The sequence below is a fragment of the Enterobacter sp. BWH64 genome (assembly GCF_001037645.1).
In the GTDB taxonomy this organism is placed as follows: domain Bacteria; phylum Pseudomonadota; class Gammaproteobacteria; order Enterobacterales; family Enterobacteriaceae; genus Enterobacter; species Enterobacter hormaechei_C.
Genome location: NZ_KQ089922.1, coordinates 1633833 through 1652634, shown reverse-complemented (window position 1 = coordinate 1652634; position 18802 = coordinate 1633833). Strand labels below are relative to the sequence as shown.

The 18802-nt window shown below is 57.7% G+C and carries 19 protein-coding genes; 13 read left to right on the top strand and 6 right to left on the bottom strand.

The features are described 5' to 3' along the window. The 4 genes from ybcJ to SK50_RS07795 all read left to right on the top strand — a co-directional run bounded on the left by ybcJ (position 1) and on the right by SK50_RS07795 (position 3690). Positions 1–213 carry a ribosome-associated protein YbcJ gene (ybcJ, locus tag SK50_RS07810; RefSeq protein WP_015571224.1) on the top strand — a complete coding sequence of 71 codons (213 nt, stop codon included), beginning with the start codon at positions 1–3 and terminating at the stop codon, positions 211–213. Positions 214–495: 282 nt separating this feature from the next. Beyond that, positions 496–1995 (top strand): PTS transporter subunit EIIC, encoded by a 1500-nt coding sequence (locus SK50_RS07805; RefSeq protein WP_003858916.1) that lies wholly within the window; start codon positions 496–498, stop codon positions 1993–1995. A gap of 83 nt (positions 1996–2078) precedes the next feature. Then, positions 2079–3095 carry a Mal regulon transcriptional regulator MalI gene (gene malI, locus SK50_RS07800; protein ID WP_023303216.1) on the top strand — a complete coding sequence of 339 codons (1017 nt, stop codon included), beginning with the start codon at positions 2079–2081 and terminating at the stop codon, positions 3093–3095. Positions 3096–3168: 73 nt separating this feature from the next. Further along, entirely contained in the window at positions 3169–3690 is a 522-nt protein-coding gene (locus tag SK50_RS07795) for a metal-dependent hydrolase (protein WP_048229271.1), read from the top strand. Positions 3691–3781: 91 nt separating this feature from the next. Here the strand turns inward: SK50_RS07795 and cysS are convergent, their stop codons facing one another. Continuing rightward, entirely contained in the window at positions 3782–5167 is a 1386-nt protein-coding gene (gene cysS, locus SK50_RS07790; RefSeq protein WP_017383232.1) for a cysteine--tRNA ligase, read from the bottom strand. A 175-nt stretch (positions 5168–5342) separates the two neighbouring features. Between cysS and ppiB the strand changes: the two genes are divergently transcribed. From ppiB to mnmH, 5 genes are all read left to right on the top strand, one after another. After that, positions 5343–5837, top strand: coding sequence for a peptidylprolyl isomerase B (gene ppiB / locus SK50_RS07785; RefSeq protein WP_000256009.1), 495 nt, complete (start codon positions 5343–5345; stop codon positions 5835–5837). A gap of 3 nt (positions 5838–5840) precedes the next feature. After that, complete coding sequence (gene lpxH, locus SK50_RS07780; RefSeq protein ID WP_048229269.1) at positions 5841–6563, top strand: UDP-2,3-diacylglucosamine diphosphatase; 723 nt, start codon at positions 5841–5843, stop codon at positions 6561–6563. A 119-nt stretch (positions 6564–6682) separates the two neighbouring features. Then, a complete protein-coding gene (gene purE / locus SK50_RS07775) occupies positions 6683–7192 on the top strand; it encodes a 5-(carboxyamino)imidazole ribonucleotide mutase (protein WP_003858921.1) in 510 nt (169 codons plus the stop codon). Then, positions 7189–8256 carry a 5-(carboxyamino)imidazole ribonucleotide synthase gene (gene purK / locus SK50_RS07770; protein ID WP_017694383.1) on the top strand — a complete coding sequence of 356 codons (1068 nt, stop codon included), beginning with the start codon at positions 7189–7191 and terminating at the stop codon, positions 8254–8256. The genes purE and purK overlap by 4 nt, the downstream gene beginning before the upstream one ends. Before the next feature lie 84 nt (positions 8257–8340). Then, positions 8341–9411, top strand: coding sequence for a tRNA 2-selenouridine(34) synthase MnmH (gene mnmH / locus SK50_RS07765; RefSeq protein WP_023303211.1), 1071 nt, complete (start codon positions 8341–8343; stop codon positions 9409–9411). 125 nt (positions 9412–9536) lie between these two features. Here the strand turns inward: mnmH and SK50_RS07760 are convergent, their stop codons facing one another. From SK50_RS07760 to ybbA, 3 genes are all read right to left on the bottom strand, one after another. After that, a complete protein-coding gene (locus SK50_RS07760; protein WP_017383228.1) occupies positions 9537–10682 on the bottom strand; it encodes a porin in 1146 nt (381 codons plus the stop codon). A gap of 182 nt (positions 10683–10864) precedes the next feature. Next, the gene (ybbP, locus tag SK50_RS07755) at positions 10865–13279 is read right to left on the bottom strand and encodes a putative ABC transporter permease subunit YbbP (RefSeq protein WP_017383227.1); all 2415 of its coding nucleotides are present in this window, start codon (positions 13277–13279) and stop codon (positions 10865–10867) included. Then, the gene (gene ybbA / locus SK50_RS07750; RefSeq protein ID WP_017383226.1) at positions 13276–13962 is read right to left on the bottom strand and encodes a putative ABC transporter ATP-binding protein YbbA; all 687 of its coding nucleotides are present in this window, start codon (positions 13960–13962) and stop codon (positions 13276–13278) included. The genes ybbP and ybbA overlap by 4 nt, the downstream gene beginning before the upstream one ends. Here ybbA and tesA point away from each other — a divergent pair. The 3 genes from tesA to SK50_RS07735 are packed head-to-tail and all read left to right on the top strand — an operon-like array spanning position 13933 to position 16268. After that, complete coding sequence (tesA, locus tag SK50_RS07745) at positions 13933–14565, top strand: multifunctional acyl-CoA thioesterase I/protease I/lysophospholipase L1 (RefSeq protein WP_003858933.1); 633 nt, start codon at positions 13933–13935, stop codon at positions 14563–14565. The genes ybbA and tesA overlap by 30 nt on opposite strands. Beyond that, positions 14546–15355, top strand: a complete 810-nt coding sequence (locus SK50_RS07740) for an SDR family oxidoreductase (protein WP_006809829.1) — start codon at positions 14546–14548, stop codon at positions 15353–15355. Before tesA ends, SK50_RS07740 begins: the two co-directional genes overlap by 20 nt. A gap of 58 nt (positions 15356–15413) precedes the next feature. After that, positions 15414–16268, top strand: coding sequence for a co-chaperone YbbN (locus tag SK50_RS07735; protein ID WP_003858935.1), 855 nt, complete (start codon positions 15414–15416; stop codon positions 16266–16268). 51 nt (positions 16269–16319) lie between these two features. Here the strand turns inward: SK50_RS07735 and fetB are convergent, their stop codons facing one another. Both fetB and fetA read right to left on the bottom strand, forming a co-directional pair. Then, positions 16320–17102, bottom strand: a complete 783-nt coding sequence (fetB, locus tag SK50_RS07730) for an iron efflux ABC transporter permease subunit FetB (RefSeq protein WP_045344583.1) — start codon at positions 17100–17102, stop codon at positions 16320–16322. Continuing rightward, entirely contained in the window at positions 17095–17766 is a 672-nt protein-coding gene (gene fetA, locus SK50_RS07725; protein WP_015571235.1) for an iron efflux ABC transporter ATP-binding subunit FetA, read from the bottom strand. The genes fetB and fetA overlap by 8 nt, the downstream gene beginning before the upstream one ends. A gap of 142 nt (positions 17767–17908) precedes the next feature. Between fetA and SK50_RS07720 the strand changes: the two genes are divergently transcribed. Further along, the gene (locus SK50_RS07720) at positions 17909–18763 is read left to right on the top strand and encodes a hypothetical protein (RefSeq protein WP_015571236.1); all 855 of its coding nucleotides are present in this window, start codon (positions 17909–17911) and stop codon (positions 18761–18763) included. Positions 18764–18802 lie beyond the last annotated feature (39 nt).

Below are 18802 nucleotides of genomic sequence, written 5' to 3'. Positions count from 1 at the left end.
ATGGCAACTTTTTCTTTAGGTAAACACCCGCACGTTGAACTGTGCGATCTGCTGAAGCTGGAAGGCTGGAGCGAAAGCGGCGCGCAGGCGAAGATCGTCATCGCCGACGGGCAGGTAAAAGTAGACGGCTCGGTGGAAACCCGCAAGCGCTGCAAAATTGTCGCGGGTCAGACCGTGAGCTTCGCAGGACAGAGCGTGACCGTGACGGCCTGAGCTGTCTGATGCCCGGTGGCGCTGCGCTTACCGGGCCTACGTACTGTCTCCGTTTGTAGGCCGGGTAAGGCGAAGCCGCCACCCGGCAATTTCTCTCACAATCCCCTCACACCCATCACGGTTAATTATCGATCAACTTCAAATAATCACTATTCCCTCTGGCGAAATGTGAAAATTAAGTTGCGCGATTTTCAGACTTTCCGCACGATAAGTAGAACGTTCTACTAAAACGTTCTACTTACAATAACAGCGCGAAAAAAGCGCTACTCGGGGGAAATCAGCATGAGCCTGATATCAGGGTTTGTTAAATCGCTGTCTAAGTTATCGATGATTGGTCGCGCCTTAATGCTGCCAATTTCACTGCTTCCCGCTGCGGGCCTGCTGCTGGCCTTCGGCGATAAGTTCCATCTGCCGCTGATGATGAACGCCGGCGGGGTTATCTTTGATAACCTGCCGATGCTGTTCGCCATCGGCTCTGCCGTCGGACTGGCTTCGGAATCCGGCATTGCCGCACTCTCTGCGGCGGTCTCCGTGTTTGTCACCAACATCACCATCAGCACCGTGCTGAGCATCACGCCGGAAATGGCCTCTCAGGGCGGCAAATACGCCATGGTCGTTGGCATTCCGACGTTGCAGATGGGCGTCTTTGGCGGCCTGATCTGCGGTATTCTTGCGGCCTGGTGTTACAACCGCTTCCACACCATGCAGCTGCCGGAGTTCCTCGGCTTCTTCTCCGGCAAGCGCTTTGTGGCGATTGCGACGGCGTTTCTGTCGTTCCTGCTCGGCCTGCTGCTGCCGTACGTCTGGCAGCATATTCAATCCGGGATCGACGCCCTGTCCGTGGTGGTAAACGGCGATAACCAGGCGGCCTCGACCTTTATCTTCGGGCTGGTGGAGCGCGCGTTGATCCCGCTCGGCCTGCACCATATCTGGTATCCCTCCTTCTGGTATTCGTTCGGGGATTACACCACCCAGGCGGGCCAGGTGATCCACGGTGACCAGACCATCTGGTTCAAGATGCTGGAAGAGGGAGTGAAATCCTTCAGCAGCGACACCTACCAGAACGCCGGGAAATTCATGCAGGGCGAGTTCCCGCTGATGCTGTTCGCACTGCCCGCAGCGTGTCTGGCGATGTACCACGAAGCGCACACGAAGAATAAGAAAATCGCGGCCGGTATTCTGTTCTCTGCGGCCCTCACCTGCTTCCTGACGGGCATCACCGAGCCGGTAGAGTTCACCTTTATCTTCGTGGCGCCGATCCTTTACGTCTTCAACGCCATCATGGCGGGCCTGGCGTACATGACCATGTACCTGCTGCATGCGCACATCGCCAAGTCGTTCTCGGCGGGCTTTATCGACTACCTGTCGTTCGGGATCCTGCCGTCGTTTAACGGCTATCAGACCAACTTCCTGAGCGCCATTATCATCGGCATTCCGATGGCATTGATCTACTACTTCACCTTCCGCTTCGTGATCCGTCGCTTCGACGTGAAAACGCCGGGCCGCACCGAAGTGACCGCCAGCGCGAATGACAAGTCCGATTCCGAACTTGCCACCGAAATCATCGGCCTGCTGGGCGGTGCGCAGAACATTGATTCCGTCGGCTCCTGCATCACACGTCTGCGTCTGGAAGTGGCGAAGAGCGAAGCTGTGGACCGGGACGGGCTGAACGGGCTTGGCGCGCGCGGCGTGGTGTTCGTTGGCGATAACGGAATACAGGTGATTTTCGGGGCCAGAGCACAGTTTATCGCCCAGACCATGTCCACGATGATTGGCAAATAATAAGATGCCTGAAGGAGGCGTCTCCTGTACGCTGGGGGACGTCTCTTATCTGGCTGATAATCGGGAAATTTCAGGGAGCGGTTTTGAAGAAAGTCAGCATTATTGATGTCGCAAAGCATGCGGGCGTGTCGGTTTCTACCGTTTCGCTGGTGCTGCGCCAGAAAGGGAAGATCTCAGAGGCGACGATCGGGAAGGTCAATGCCGCCATCACAACGCTGGGCTATGTTCATAACGTCGCCGCTGCCAATCTTCGCGCCAACACCTCCAACTTAATCGGCCTGATCCTGCGCGACTTCAGCGACAGCTTTTCCATCAAGGTGATGGCGAGCATCGTTCAGGAGCTGGAGAAACAGGGTTATATGGTATTTCTCGGTCAGCCGCTGAACGACGGCGAACATCTTGAGCGTACTCTGCTCTCATTTAAGCAGCAGGGCGTGGCGGGCGTCATCTACCTGGCGTCGGACACCCGCGCCGCCTCTCTTCCGGAACACATTCGTCACTGCCCGCTGCCGCTTGTGGCGGTTTCGCAGTCGTTGCTGGAAGAGAAATGCAACCTGGTGATGCGCGATAACCGCCAGGCGGCGAACCTGGCCGCGCGTTATCTTATCGAGCGCGGGCACCGTAACATCGCCTACATTGGCGGGCGCGACGGGTGCCGTATCCGCGAGCAGCGCCTGCTTGGTTTTCGCAGCGCGATGACGCAGAGCGGCCTGGTCTGGCGTGAGGAATATTCTCCCGCCTGCACCGATGACACGCAGGCGGCGGCCATGGCGACTCGTCAGCTGCTGGAGAAGAACAACACGATTACCGCCCTGCTCTGCCATTCACCGGACGCGATGATCGGTTCAATCTCAGGTATTCACCAGGTGGGGCGCACGGTGGGTAAAGACGTGTTTTTAACCCAGCAGGTGGCGCTGATTGGTTTTGAAGATATGCTCCACGTTAATCTCACGTCGCCGTCACTGACTTACGTTTCGTCTGCCAGCGAAGAGACCGGCCGCCAGGCGGCAGGGCTGATGATCCGCAGGCTGAAAGAGCCGGATCTGCAAACGCAGCGCATTACCCTCTCCGGGCAGCTTATCGCGCGGGAATCGGCGTAAAATCAGAATTTAGCACAGGTTTGCTGCGGCGGATCTGCTGCTATATTCCCATGATTTGCCATGGATAAATGCAATGCCTACCATTATCACCCACGCTGCCGTACCTCTGTGTCTGGGCTTAGGGCTCGGAACCAAAGTCATCCCACCCCGCCTGCTGTTTGCCGGGATCGTCCTCGCCATGCTGCCCGATGCCGACGTACTGGCGTTTAAATTCGGTGTCGCCTACGGAAATATTTTCGGCCACCGCGGTTTCACTCATTCGCTACTGTTTGCCCTGGTGGTGCCGATATTCTGCGTGCTGGCAGGCCGATGTTGGTTCAGGGCCAGCCTGACGCGGTGCTGGCTGTTTTTAACCGTATCATTGCTGTCGCACAGCCTGCTGGATTCAATAACGACAGGCGGGAAAGGCGTCGGCTGGCTGTGGCCCTGGTCAGATGAGCGCTTCTTTGCGCCGTGGCAGGTGATCAAGGTCGTGCCGTTTGCGCTGTCGCGCTACGCCACGCCCTACGGGCATGAGGTCATTATCTCGGAACTGCTGTGGGTGTGGCTGCCGGGGATGGTGCTGATGGGGTTGCTGTGGTGGAGGCGGAGGTAAAAGAAAAGCCGGGTGGCGGCTACGCCTTACCCGGCCTACGGTCGTGATTTTGTAGGCCCGGTAAGCGTTAGCGCCACCGGGCGTTACGGACCTACTTACGACGCCAGGTGGTTCCCTGCGGGCCGTCTTCCAGAATAATGCCCATCTCGGTCAGACGGTTACGCGCCGCATCCGCCGCCGCCCAGTCTTTCGCCTGACGCGCTTCGAGACGTGCTTTGATCAGTGCTTCAATTTCCGCCACTTCACCGTCGTCCGCCTGCGCGCCGCTTTGCAGGAACAGGTCCGGCTCCTGCTCCAGCAGGCCGAGCACGGAAGAGAGCTTACGCAGATGAGACGCCAGCGCATTGGCCGCCGCCATATCTTCTGACTTCAGGCGGTTCACCTCACGCGCCATGTCGAACAGCACGGAGTAGGCTTCCGGGGTGTTGAAGTCGTCGTTCATGACCTCAACGAAGCGGGCCTCGAACGCCTCACCGCCTGCGGCCGGAACAGATTTATCGGTGCCGCGCAAGGCGGTATACAGACGCTCCAGCGCAGCGCGCGCCTGCTTCAGGTTCTCTTCGCTGTAGTTCAGCTGGCTGCGATAGTGGCCAGACATCAGGAAGTAGCGCACGGTTTCCGCGTCGTAATACTTCAGCACGTCGCGCACGGTGAAGAAGTTACCCAGCGATTTCGACATCTTCTCGCGGTCAACCATCACCATCCCGGAGTGCATCCAGTAGTTCACGTACTCGCCGCCGTGTGCACAGGTGGACTGCGCGATTTCGTTTTCATGGTGCGGGAACATCAGATCCGAACCGCCGCCATGGATGTCGAAATGGTTGCCCAGCTGCTTGCAGTTCATCGCGGAACATTCAATGTGCCAGCCCGGACGCCCTTCGCCCCACGGGGATGGCCAGCTCGGTTCGCCCGCTTTGGACATCTTCCACAGCACGAAGTCCATCGGATTACGCTTCACGTCAACCACGTCCACGCGCGCGCCGGCCTGGAGCTGGTCCAGATCCTGGCGGGAAAGCGCACCGTAGGTTGGGTCCGTCGGCACCGAGAACATCACGTCGCCGTTGTCCGCCACATAGGCGTGACCGCGCTCGATCAGCTTTTGGGTGATATCAATGATTTCATGGATATGGTGGGTCGCACGCGGCTCGCTGTCCGGGCGCAGAATATTTAAGGCATCAAAATCCTTGTGCATTTCGGCGATCATGCGATCCACCAGCGCGACAAAGCTTTCGCCATTTTCATTAGCACGTTTAATGATTTTGTCGTCGATGTCGGTGATGTTGCGCACGTACTTCAGGTTATAGCCCAGGAAGCGCAGGTAGCGTGACACCACGTCGAACGCGACAAAGGTACGGCCATGGCCGATATGACAGAGATCGTAAACCGTAATACCACACACGTACATGCCGACTTCCCCGGCATGGATAGGTTTAAATTCCTCTTTTTGGCGCGTCATTGTATTAAAGATTTTTAACATCGAAGATTCCATGTAAACACGTGTGTGGATTGTTTGTTCCTTATAATACCCATAATTCGGAGTACGGTCAGCACACAATGCAAGGTGATCGTGTCCTGTGGTTATGCTATAACAAGCCCCTATATGTGACCCGAGCACGGGTCGACGCACCACAATAACGGAACAGGATGCAAAAATGGTTACTTTCCACACTAATCATGGCGATATCGTAATCAAAACCTTTGATGACAAAGCGCCTGAAACAGTTAAAAACTTCCTGGACTACTGCCGCGAAGGTTTCTACAACAACACTATTTTCCACCGTGTGATCAACGGCTTTATGATCCAGGGCGGCGGTTTCGAGCCTGGCATGCGCCAGAAAGAGACGAAAGAAGCGATCAAAAACGAAGCGAACAACGGCCTGAAAAACACCCGTGGTACGCTGGCAATGGCCCGTACTCAGGCGCCACACTCTGCGACCGCACAGTTCTTCATCAACGTAGCGGACAACGACTTCCTGAACTTCTCTGGCGAAAGTCTGCAAGGCTGGGGCTACTGCGTATTCGCAGAAGTGGTTGAAGGAATGGACGTGGTCGACAAGATCAAAGCCGTTTCTACTGGCCGCAGCGGTATGCACCAGGACGTTCCTAAAGAAGACGTTGTGATCACAAGCGTGACCGTCAGCGAGTAATTCGTGGCGACACTCTTTATTGCGGATCTGCATCTGCAAACAGAAGAACCGGCGATAACCGCCGGTTTTCTGCGTTTTTTACGCGGTGAAGCGAAAAGCGCCGACGCGCTGTACATTCTGGGCGACCTGTTTGAGGCCTGGATAGGCGACGACGATTCGAACCCGCTGCACCGTGAGATAGCTGCGGCCATTAAAGTGCTGGTGGATTCCGGCGTCCCCTGCTATTTCATTCACGGCAACCGTGATTTCCTGATCGGCCAGCGCTACGCCCGCGAGAGCGGTATGACGCTGCTGCCGGAAGAGCAGGTGCTAAACCTCTATGGCCGCAATATTCTGATCATGCACGGCGACACGCTCTGCACTGACGATACCGGCTACCTGGCGTTTCGCGCCAAAGTTCACACCCCGTGGATCCAGAAAGTGTTTCTCGCCCTGCCGCTGTTTATCCGCAACCGCATCGCCGCCAGAATGCGCGCGGGCAGCAAGGCCGCCAACAGCAGCAAATCGATGACCATCATGGACGTCAATCCGCAGGCGGTGGTGAAGGTGATGGAGAAGCATCGCGTTCAGTGGTTGATCCACGGCCATACCCATCGTCCCGATGTGCATTCCCTTATCGCCAACGGCGAGCCCGCCCATCGCGTGGTTTTAGGCGCCTGGCACAGCGAAGGATCGATGGTCAAAGTTACGCCGGAAGGTGTCGAACTGATCGCCTTCCCGTTTTAACGCCTCCCCGTCTTTTCGCTCATTTCCCGACCACGCAACCGTTTTCCTTGCCGGTATTACATGCTATTCTCTGTGCCCTCGAAAGCAGTGTGTTCCGCACCACAGGAGTTTTAAGACGCATGTCTTCCCGCAATAATCCGGCGCGTGTCGCCATCGTGATGGGGTCCAAAAGCGACTGGGCTACCATGCAGTTCGCCGCCGAAATCTTTGAAATCCTGAATGTTCCGCACCACGTCGAAGTGGTTTCCGCGCACCGTACGCCGGATAAACTGTTCAGCTTCGCCGAAAGCGCCGAAGAGAACGGTTACGAGGTGATCATTGCCGGTGCGGGCGGCGCAGCACATCTGCCGGGCATGATTGCCGCCAAAACGCTGGTGCCGGTACTGGGTGTTCCCGTGCAAAGCGCCGCGTTAAGCGGGGTGGATAGCCTTTACTCTATCGTCCAGATGCCGCGCGGTATTCCTGTCGGTACGCTGGCGATTGGTAAAGCAGGTGCGGCAAATGCCGCCCTGCTGGCCGCGCAGATCCTGGCGACGCATGATAAAGAGTTACATCAGCGTCTGGCGGAGTGGCGTAAAGCCCAGACCGATGAGGTGCTGGATAACCCGGATCCGCGGGGTGCAGCATGAAGCAGGTTTGCGTTCTTGGTAATGGTCAGCTTGGCCGGATGCTACGTCAGGCCGGTGAGCCGCTGGGTATTGCCGTCTGGCCCGTCGGGCTGGATGCCGAGCCGGAAGCCGTGCCGTTCCATCAGAGCGTGATCACCGCCGAAATTGAACGCTGGCCGGAAACCGCCCTGACCCGCGAGCTGGCGCGCCATAACGCCTTTGTGAACCGCGACGTCTTCCCGATCATTGCCGACCGTCTCACGCAAAAACAGCTTTTCGACAAGCTCGGCCTCGCGACCGCGCCGTGGCAGCTGCTTTCCGATAAGCGCGAGTGGGATGACGTGTTTGCGATGCTGGGAGACCTGGCTATTGTGAAGCGTCGCGTCGGCGGCTACGACGGCCGCGGGCAGTGGCGCCTGCGCGCGAACGACACCGCCGAGCTGCCGGACGACTGCTACGGCGAGTGCATTGTTGAGCAGGGCATAAACTTTAGCGGTGAAGTGTCGCTGGTTGGCGCGCGCGGGCATGACGGGCACACCGTTTTTTACCCGCTAACGCATAACCTGCATCAGGACGGGATTCTGCGCACCAGCGTCGCCTTCCCGCAGGCCAATGCTGACCAGCAGGCGCAGGCGGAAGAGATGCTCTCTGCCATTATGCATGAGCTGGGCTATGTGGGCGTGATGGCGATGGAGTGTTTCATCACGCCGTCGGGTCTGCTGATCAACGAACTTGCGCCGCGCGTGCACAACAGCGGCCACTGGACGCAAAACGGCGCCTCCATCAGCCAGTTCGAGCTGCACCTGCGCGCCATCACCGATCTGCCGCTGCCGCAGCCGGTGGTGACCAGCCCCTCGGTGATGATCAACCTGATCGGCACCGATCTGAACTACAACTGGCTGAAGCTACCGCTGGTGCACCTGCACTGGTACGACAAAGAGGTGCGTCCGGGACGTAAGGTCGGCCACCTGAACCTGAACGATACCGACACGGACCGACTGAGCGCCACGCTGGAAGCGATTGTTCCCCTGCTGCCGCCAGAATATGCGAGCGGTATTGTCTGGGCGCAGTCAAAACTGAAGTAAGTATCCCTCGCCGGGGAGTTGACCTTCCCCTTCCCCGGCGTACAATCCCCGCCCATTGCTGCTCAGTTTTCTTCTGGAACCACCATGAACGATGGAACGGACTATCGCGCGATCCTCGCGTCCGATACCCCTTTAATCGACGTTCGCGCGCCGATCGAATTTGCCCAGGGTGCGATGCCCGCCGCACTCAACCGGCCATTAATGAACGACGATGAGCGTGCCGCCGTCGGCACCTGCTATAAACGCCAGGGTCCGGACGCCGCGCTGGCGCTCGGCCATAGCCTGGTCAACGGCGAGACGCGCGAGGCGCGCATCAGCGCCTGGCGGGAAGCCAGCCTTGCCCATCCTGAGGGCTACCTTTGCTGCGCGCGCGGTGGCCAGCGCTCACACATCTCCCAGGCCTGGCTGAAAGAGGCGGGAATCGATTATCCGCTGATCCGCGGCGGCTATAAGGCCCTGCGTCAGACGGCGATTCAGGTGACCATTGAGCAGTCACAAAAGCCGATGGTGCTTATCGGCGGCTGTACCGGTAACGGTAAAACGCTGCTGGTGAAGCAGCATGCGCAGGGCATCGATCTGGAAGGGCTGGCGCACCATCGCGGCTCGTCGTTTGGTCGCACGCTCACCCCGCAGCTTTCTCAGGCGAGCTTCGAGAATCACCTTGCGGTTGAGCTATTGAAAAAAGACGCCGCGCGCTGGGTGCTTGAAGACGAGGGCCGGATGATTGGCTCTAACCACCTGCCGGAGTGCCTGCGCGACCGCATGGCTGAAGCGCCTGTCGTAGTGGTCGAGGATCCGTTTGAGATCCGTCTTGAGCGCCTGCGCGAAGAGTATTTCGTCCACATGTGGGCCGACTTTTCTGCCGCCTACGGTGAAGAGGCGGGCTGGAAAGCGTACAGCGAATATCTGCATCACGGCCTGTACGCCATTCGTCGCCGTCTGGGGCTGCAACGCTTTGCGGAATTTACCGCCCTGCTGGATGCCGCGCTTGTCGAGCAACAGCGTACTGGCAGCACTGACGCGCACTTCAGCTGGCTTGTGCCGTTGCTGAAGGACTATTACGACCCGATGTACGGCTATCAGCTGGAGAAAAAGGCGGAGAAGATTGTGTATCGCGGGACGTACGAAGAAATTGCTGAGTGGCTCGATCGCTGAAAAATAAAGCCGGGTGGCGAGGTAAAAGCAAAACGGCAACCTGGGTTGCCGTTTTTAATGTTTTTTCCCTCTCCCCGTGGGAGAGGGTCAGGGTGAGGGCATCAGGCCGCACCCTACATGACAACTTAGAAGTCGTAACGCAGACGCACCAGGTTCATATCGCCCAGGTTGTCGGTGCTGGAGGTGAACACGTGTTCGTAATCCACGCGGAAACCGTAATCCAGCTGGAAGCTGATACCCACACCGTTGTCGATGCGCTGGTAGTTACGGCCATTCACGTACTCAATACGGTCGCCCATGAAGTACGGCTGGATGGATTTCACCGCATACTGACCAACCGGGAACTTGTAACCCGCAAAGTATTCAATACCCCATGCATCACCGGCGAAGTAGTCGTTAACGGACACTTTTTTGGTGGTCAGGAAGTTCTGATACCAGCCGCCGCCTGCGGAGAAGGTCCAGTTATCCGGCGTCCAGCTCAGGGCGGTACCAAGGATATTCTGGTCGTAGGATTTGCTGTCGCCGTTGTCCGGGTTACGCATGTCCGCGCGGGTGTAGTTCCACGCTGCGCCCCAGGTCAGATCGGTAGTCAGGTGATAATCGATACCCAGTGAACCGCCGCCTTTACGTTTGTAACGCAGGCCGTTGCCCGGCAGGTATTCGCTGTCTTCAAACAGGTAAGAGGCGTAGATGTCAGCATCGCCCACGGTTTTCTTGTACTTCAGCATCTGGCGTGAACGGTAAGAGCCGTCATAGTCGCCGTTGATCCCGTTACCTGGCGCCTGACCAATCATGTCGTAGTCCCAGATATCGGTTTTTGCGCCCACTACGTCATAGTACACGCTGTTCTGCTGGCCGAAGGTCAGCGTACCCCAGGTGTCGCTCTTCAGACCGGTGTAGAGCATACGACGAGAGGTGTCGTGCGCGCCGTCGGCGTAGTGATGATCCCAGTTGAACTGCGCCGGAATGTTCACACCCAGCTCGTAGTAGCTGATCCAGCTGATGTCATCGAACAGGTAGTAATCCGCAGCGAAACGGAAGCGGGTGCCGCCGTCAAAGCCGTTGCGCTTGTAGCTGTTTTTGCCGTCATCACCGGTCATATTCTGGAACTGAGGACGAATACTGCCGCCAACGGTAAAGTTCAGGCGGCTCAGCGGGTTACCCGCCTGCGGATCCTGTTTCAGAAGGGTGATTTCCGCCTGAGATGCGAAAGAAGCCAATGCCACTGCTGCGCCGATCGTTGTCGCCAGCGCTGTTTTTCTTATAGTCATTCTTTTTCCTTGATAGACACGCTGCTAAATATTTAGCTGGTGAATATTAACCGGAAAAATTCGGGCTGTGTGGGCGGTTTTTTAATGTTTTGTGCTACTAAATGCAGGGGCATTAACGATTTGTGCCGTTAAGCAATGACGCACCAGCAGAAATGCCGGTGCGTCATCATCACGTCAGTAAACTAGCTGACAAACTGGCGGAATAGCGCTTTACCTTTCAACAGCCGGGTTCCGAGCCAGCCGCCGCACAGGGACAGCAGCACGGCGCCGCAGACGGGCAGCGTGAGCCACAGCCGCCAGTCGGGCTCCCACGGGAAGTCGAAGACTTTGCTCTGGAGTACCGCCAGCGCGGTTTCCGCCCCGATGGCCGCCACCAGGCCCGCCACCAGACCGAGCAGAGCAAATTCGCTCCACAGCGTGGCGCGCAGCAGCCGTTTACTGGCTCCCAGCGTGCGGTAGACCACCAGCTCTTGATGACGCTGACGCATGCCCACCTGCACCTGCGCCAGCAGCAACAGCACGCCGCAGACGGTCACCAGCACTACCATCACCTCCAGCGCGCGGCTCACCTGCTCCAGCACCTGCCCGACCTGTTTGAGGATCGCGCCGATATCCAGCAGGCTCACCGTCGGAAATTCCCGGTTAAGCTGCGTCAGCATGCCGTTGCCGTTTTCCCAGCGGAAGCTGGTGAGCCAGCTCTGCGGCTGTCCGTCCAGCGCACCCGGCGGGAAGATGAAGAAGAAGTTTGGTCGCAGGCTTTCCCAGTCCACTTTGCGCAGGCTGGTGACTTTGGCGGTGAAATCCTGGGTATCGCCGGTGAAGGTCACGCTGTCTCCGAGCTTCACGTTCAGGCGTGTCGCCAGCCCCTCTTCCATCGACACTTCCCCCGCTTTCGGCGGCCAGGTGCCGGCAACGATCGGGTTATGGTCCGGACGTTTCGCCTGCCAGGTCAGGTTGAGTTCGCGATTGAGCGATTCATCCTTATTTCCCTCCGTCGACTGGCCGTTGATCTGCGTCAGGCGGGCGCGCACGATCGGATAGAACGATTCCGGAATAATGTGATGCTCAGACAGGAAACCCTTCAGCGGCGTCACCTGTTCGGGAGCAATGTTGATCAGGAAATAGTTCGGGCTTTCCGGCGGAAGCTGTTGCTGCCAGCGATCCAGCAGATCCCCGCGCAGCACCAGCAGAAGCGCCAGCAGCATAAACGACAGCGAAAATGCCGAGAGCTGGCTGAGGGTAGACCACGGCTGGTGCAGCAGTCGGTTAACCGCTAACCGTATGGGGAGTGATTTAACTGTCAGCTTTCTCAGGACATTAAGCAGTATCCAGCCCACTACGCCGCACAGCAGCGCCAGCACCACCGCGCCCGCCAGCACCGCCCACAGCAACGTACTGCCGCCCATCAGCCAGGCCAACAGCCCGACCGCCACCGCAATAATCACCGGCAGGTAGAACTTCAGCGGCCAGACGCTGGCCACCACATCGCGGCGCAGCACGCGCAGCGGCTGGGTGGCGAGCAGCAGCCGGTACGGGCGTAACCCTACCAGCAGGGAGATCGTCGTCATCGCGCCGATGGCCCACAGCCACGGCCAGAGGCTGGCAGGCGGTAATGCGGCGGGGAGTACCGGTTTGAGCAGCACCATCAGCAGCTTTTCAAACAGCAGCCCTATCGCCCCGCCGGTCAGAGCCGACAACGCCAGCACCATCAGCCACTGGCCGACAATCAGCTTGCGCAGCTGCGCGCGGCCCGCGCCGAGGGTTTTGAGGATCGCCGCCAGATCGTAACGGCTGCGGCAGTAGTGCCCCATCGCCACGGCAACCGCCGCAATGGCAAGCAGCAGAGTTAACAGCGCCGACAGCAGCAGGAACTGCTGGGAACGTTCGAGGGATTTGCCGAGCGCCCCGTCATCCTGCTCCAGCCCGTACCAGCGGTGTTCCGGCTTGAGCTGCGGCAGGAGCCATTTTTCGTACGCCTCCAGCTGCGCAGGCGTCCCGCCAAACTTATACCGCCAGGTGACACGGCTTCCCGGCTGGACGGCGTTGGTTTTCGCCACATCAGCGCTGTTCATCAGCAGGCGCGGCGCAAGCTGGAACGGATTAAATCCAGAGTCGGGCTCCTGCACCACTTCCCCGGCAATTTTGAGTGTCGCGTCGCCGACGTCGATACTGTCGCCGGGTTTCAGGTTCAGCAGCGCCATCAGTCGCGATGCCAGCAGGACCGTACCGGCCGTCGGTTTTAGCCCCGGCGGGCTGGTTTGTAAGTCACCGTACATCGGGTAGATGTCATCCACGGCTTTTACGCTTGCAAGCTGCGGCGTGTCGCCCGCAAAGGTCATAGTCTGAAAGGTGATCTGCTCCCCTACCTTCAGCCCCTCTTTGCGCGCTTCCTCAATCCAGCCCGGCGGCACGGGGCGAGAACTTTGCAGAGCCCGGTCCCCGGCCATAAATTCCCGACTCTGCTGGCTAAGCCCTTTCTCCATACGATCGCTGACGCTACCGAGCGCCAGCACGCAGGCCACCGCCAGGCTCAACGCCAGCCAGACAATCAGCAGCGAGGGCGAGCGCCACTCGCGCCAGAACCAGCGGGCAATCATGCTTCCTCCTGAAGAATACCGTTCACCAGCCGCAGGCGGCGGTCGCAGCGGGCGGCCAGCTGCGGATCGTGGGTAACCAGAATCAGCGTGGTGCCGTGCTCGCGGTTGAGGGAAAACAGCAGATCGGCAATTTTGTCCCCGGTTTTACGGTCGAGATTGCCCGTTGGCTCATCGGCAAACAGCACTTCCGGGCGGCCGTTAAACGCCCGGGCCAGCGCCACGCGCTGCTGCTCACCGCCGGAAAGCTGTGCCGGAAGGTGGTCGAGACGTTTGCCCAGCCCCAGCTGTTCCAGCAACGCCTTCGCGTGATCGCGGCTTTCACGAGTATTGTCACCGCGCAGCAGGCCGGGCAGCTCAACGTTTTCCAGCGCGTTCAGCGTCGGGATCAGCATGAATGACTGAAAGACAAACCCGATATGCCGGGCACGCAGCGCGGCGCGGGCCTCTTCATCAAGCGCGTGGAGGGGCTGGCCGACCAGGTTCACTTCCCCACTGCTGCCATCGTCCAGACCGGCGAGAATGGCCAGCAGCGTGGACTTACCGGAACCGGATTCACCAATCAGGGCGATGGTTTCGGCACGTTTGACAACGAGTTCAACTCCGGTGAGGATGGAAAGCTCGTGTTCTCCCTGACCGACGGACTTCTTAAGACGATGAACTTCAACAATGTTTTCCGCTGGCATTTGCCCTTCCTGTTTTTGATGCTGATGACCTTCCGCGCGGCGGCTGCGGACACGTTATTGATTCTGGGCGACAGCCTGAGTGCGGGCTATCGTATGGCCGCCAGTGCGGCCTGGCCCGCCCTGCTCAATGATAAATGGCAGTCCCGGGCGTCTGTCGTGAACGGCAGCATCAGCGGCGATACGTCGCAGCAAGGCTTATCGCGCCTGCCTGCCCTGCTTAAGCAGCATCAACCGCGTTGGGTGCTGGTTGAACTGGGCGGTAATGATGGTTTGCGCGGCTTCCAGCCTCAGCAAACGGAGCAAACGCTGCGGACCATTTTGCAGACCATTAAGGCCGCCAATGCCCAGCCGCTGCTGATGCAAATTCGCCTGCCCGCCAACTACGGCCGTCGGTATAATGAGGCGTTTAGCGCGATCTATCCTAAGCTTGCCAAAGAGTTTGATATTCCGCTGCTGCCATTTTTCATGGAAGAGGTCTATCTGAAACCCCAGTGGATGCAGGATGATGGCATTCACCCCAATCGCGATGCCCAGCCGTTCATTGCCGACTGGATGGCAACCCGGCTGGCTCCTTTAGTAAAACATGACTCGTCAAACAGCTGAGAACCTGACAGGTAAAGTTATGCAAAAATCGGTCTTAATAACAGGATGTTCCAGCGGAATTGGCCTTGAAAGCGCCCTTGAACTGAAACGTCAGGGGTTTTGGGTACTGGCAGCCTGCCGCAAACCCGAGGATGTCGAACGCATGCGAGGGCTGGGATTTACCGGCATTCTGCTGGATCTCGATTCGCCAGAGAGCGTAGAGCAGGCCGCCGATGAGGTTATCGCCCTGACCAACAACCGTCTTTACGGTCTGTTCAACAATGCGGGCTACGGCGTGTACGGCCCGCTACAGACTCTCTCACGGGAACAGCTGGAGCAGCAGTTCTCCGCAAACTTTTTCGGGGCGCATCAGCTTACCATGCGCCTTCTCCCCGCCATGCTGCCGCACGGCGAAGGGCGCATCGTGATGACCTCCTCGGTCATGGGCCTGATCTCCACGCCGGGCCGCGGGGCTTACGCCGCCAGCAAATATGCGCTTGAAGCCTGGTCCGATGCGTTGCGCATGGAGCTGCGCCACAGCGGTATTAAGGTCAGCCTGATTGAACCGGGCCCGATCCGCACCCGCTTTACGGAAAACGTTAACCAGACGCAGGCGGACAAACCGGTCGAAAACCCCGGCATCGCGGCGCGTTTTACGCTTGGGCCAGAAGCCGTCGTTGCCAAAGTGCGCCACGCGTTTGAGAGCGATACCCCTAAAATGCGCTATCCGGTCACGCTGGTAACCCATGCCGTCGGCTGGTTGAAACGCCTGCTGCCGGGGCGGATGATGGACAAAATTTTGCAGGGTTGAGTTGAAGCGACGACGCTTACCCCCATGTAAAGAGTAAACCGATAAAAGAGAATGCCGCATGTCCGTACAGAATATCGTCAACATAACTGAAGCTAACCTGCAACAGACGCTCGAACAGTCAATGACTAAACCGGTGCTGTTCTACTTCTGGTCTGAACGCAGCCAACACTGCCTGCAACTGACGCCGGTCCTGGAAAGCCTTGCCGCGCAGTACAACGGTCAGTTTATTCTGGCGAAGCTGGATTGTGACGCCGAACCAATGGTGGCTTCCCAGTTTGGCCTGCGCGCGATCCCAACCGTCTACCTGTTCCAGAACGGTCAGCCGGTGGATGGCTTCCAGGGGCCGCAGCCGGAAGAGGCGATCCGCGCCCTGCTGGATAAAGTTCTGCCGCGCGAAGAAGAGCTGAAAGCGCAGGAAGCCATGGCGCTGATGCAGGAAGGCAAGTACGACGAGGCGCTGCCGCTTTTAAAAGACGCGTGGCAGCTGTCGAACCAGAACAGCCAGATTGGTCTGCTGCTGGCAGAGACCCAGATTGCGCTGCACCGCCCTGAAGACGCGGAAGCCGTGCTGAAAACGGTGCCGATGCAGGATCAGGATACCCGTTATCAGGGTCTGGTGGCGCAGATTGACCTGCTGAAACAGGCGGCCGATACCCCTGAAATTCAACAGCTTCAGCAGCAGGTTGCGGACAACCCGCAGGATGCCGCGCTGGCAAGCCAGCTGGCGCTTCAGCTTCATCAGGTGGGGCGTAACGAAGAGGCGCTGGAGCTGCTGTTTAGCCATCTTCAGAAGGACCTGGGCGCCGCAGACGGACAGGCGCGGAAGATGTTCCAGGAGATCCTGGCCGCGCTGGGTACCGGTGACGCGCTGGCGTCGAAATATCGTCGTCAGCTGTACGCGTTGCTCTACTAGCAAAAAAATGCCCGGTGGCGCTAACGCTTACCGGGCCTACAAAAGCCGATATTACCCCGTCTTTTTCAACTGCGTCACCACCAGCTGGTGGCGCGCGTTGTAAAACTTCCGATAGGTCAGGTAGCAGACAATGATGGTGGACAGGCTCGCCGTAGAGAGCAGCATAAACGTCACCATAATCTGGTACTTAATCGCTTTTACCGGATCGATACCGGCAAAAATCAGCCCCGACATCATGCCCGGCAGGCTCACCAGACCCACCGTTTTGGCGGAATCCACCGTTGGGATCAGCGAAGAGCGAATGCTGTCGCGGATCAACCGCGCCGAGGCCACCTTCGGCGTCGCGCCCAGGCTTAGCTTCTCCTGAAGCTGCTGCTGTTCACTGCTGAACCGTTGCCCCAGATTGTTGTAGCACAACCCGACCGCCACCATCGCATTGCCCGCAATCATCCCGGAAATGGGGATCACCTGCATCGGCGTAAATTCTATCGAGCCGGAGAGTACCAGTACCGCCAGCGTTAACGCGGTCCCGGTAGTGATGGCGATCAACGACGAAATGAACGCTTTATCGATGTATTTACTGCGTTTCTGCGCGTTCCATGCCGCGTTAAAGCAGATAAACAGCACCATCAACAGGGTCAGCACGGCATGATTGACGTTGAAGATGTATTTCAGCACATAGCCGACGATGATGAGCTGAATGACCGCGCGGGCGATACTCCAAAGAATATCTTTTTCCAGCCCCAGCTTTTCCCGGTAGCTGACCACAATCGCCACCAGCACCAGGACCATCGACAGCGCCAGCGATTCGTTGGTTATGTTATGTTCACCCACGATGAGCCTCCTCCATTTTCCCGCCCTGCGGCCTGAGCGTGATGACATCATCCGCATGGGTAATTTCATTTGAATCATGCGTCACCCACAGCACGGCAATATTCTGCTCCCGGGCGTAGCGATGGATAATGTCATTGACGTTGCGCTTGTTAGCGTCATCCAGCGCGCTGGTGATTTCGTCCAGCAACAGCGCCTTCGGCAAGAATTGCAGGTTACGGATCAGCGAGACGCGCTGCTTTTCCCCTCCCGACAGTTCGGCGATCGATTTGGTCAGCGTCTCCGGCGAAAGCCCGAACCGAGTCAGATCGTCGGTAAACTTTTTTGGATCAGGCGTTTGGTTGCGGATGTGCCAGGGGAAAACCAGATTGTCGTACACCGTGTCGCCAAACAGGGACGGCGTTTGCACGCAGTATGACACCTGCTGGCGATAGCTTTCCGGTGAAAGCGTGGCGATATCTTTTCCTGCAAACAGGATGGTTCCCTCCGTTGGGCTCAGTAGCGAAGCCACGATTTTCAGGAGGGTGCTTTTGCCGCAGCCGGAGGGGCCAGTTATCAGTTTAAATTCGCCCGGAGAGAGACAAAAATCAACGTGCTGAAGGATGGTGTTATCACCCACACGAAAGCCAACATCCCTGATATCCAGAAGATTTTTTTTATTATTCATTCCGATTCCATTAACCGCTGTAATAAGAACAGCCTTTAGCATAATCCTTTCCGCTACGCAGCGCGAATAGCCTTAACCTATAGCAAGTGTTAAACTTTTTGCTCGCTAATTGTCACCTCTATAACTACAGGAAGTCAGCAACATGACACATATCTTTTATGAGTTCTCTTCCCTGAAGCCTGGTGTTCCTGATGTGGAAACATTAATGGAAGTCATCAATTCTTCTGAACTCACGCGTTTTGTCATGGGTGCAGAGGTGGTCGATTTTGTTAAGAAGGCGCTCATCGTTAACACCACAATCGGTAGCTTTAAAAACTGCTATTTTGCTTTCGATGATGGAGCGTACTTTCTCGAGTTTGACGGCAAGGGTAAATCCAGACGCTTTACTGAGGTGCCGGACTGGTTCGTTTCCCCTGCGGAATTTGCCCGCTCGCAATGGCTGATTAACCATGATCTGGCCGATGTGAAGGCGACGGCGTTTATTGACGTGCTGATGTCCTATCCGCTTAAAGAGCGCCGGGCGCACTGCAATCTGCTGTTTGGTCTGGATCTGCATAAGGTCAATGTGGTTCCGGCGCCTACAGCCCCTGCCGGAAAAATGGGCAATAAAAACGGAAAAACCACCAAGCCTCGCGTCACGGATCTCGGCTCTTTTGAGCTTTTTACCGCGTTCTTTGCGCGTATGAAAACCGCCGTCAATGCTAATGAATTCCCTACCCTACAGGTGCTGACCGGCCAGGAGGATCTTACAAAAGCGCCGCACAGCTTAAAGCAAGGGATCAGAACCTGGTTTAAGGCGATTACCGGCGATCTGCCGCCGAACAACAAACGTGTCGGGGCGGGCAATGCGGTATTGTTCTGCGCTCCCGTTCGCGAGCAGATCCAGCAGATAGAGGCCATCGGCCTGGAAAAATACTATCAGGGCTTATCAAAAGCCATCGCTGACGCCGGGGATGGGTTTATCACCGACTTCAGCTATACCTGGTCTGAAAAGTAACGTTTTGCGCCCCGCATTCCGAACGGGGCGTTTTATTTC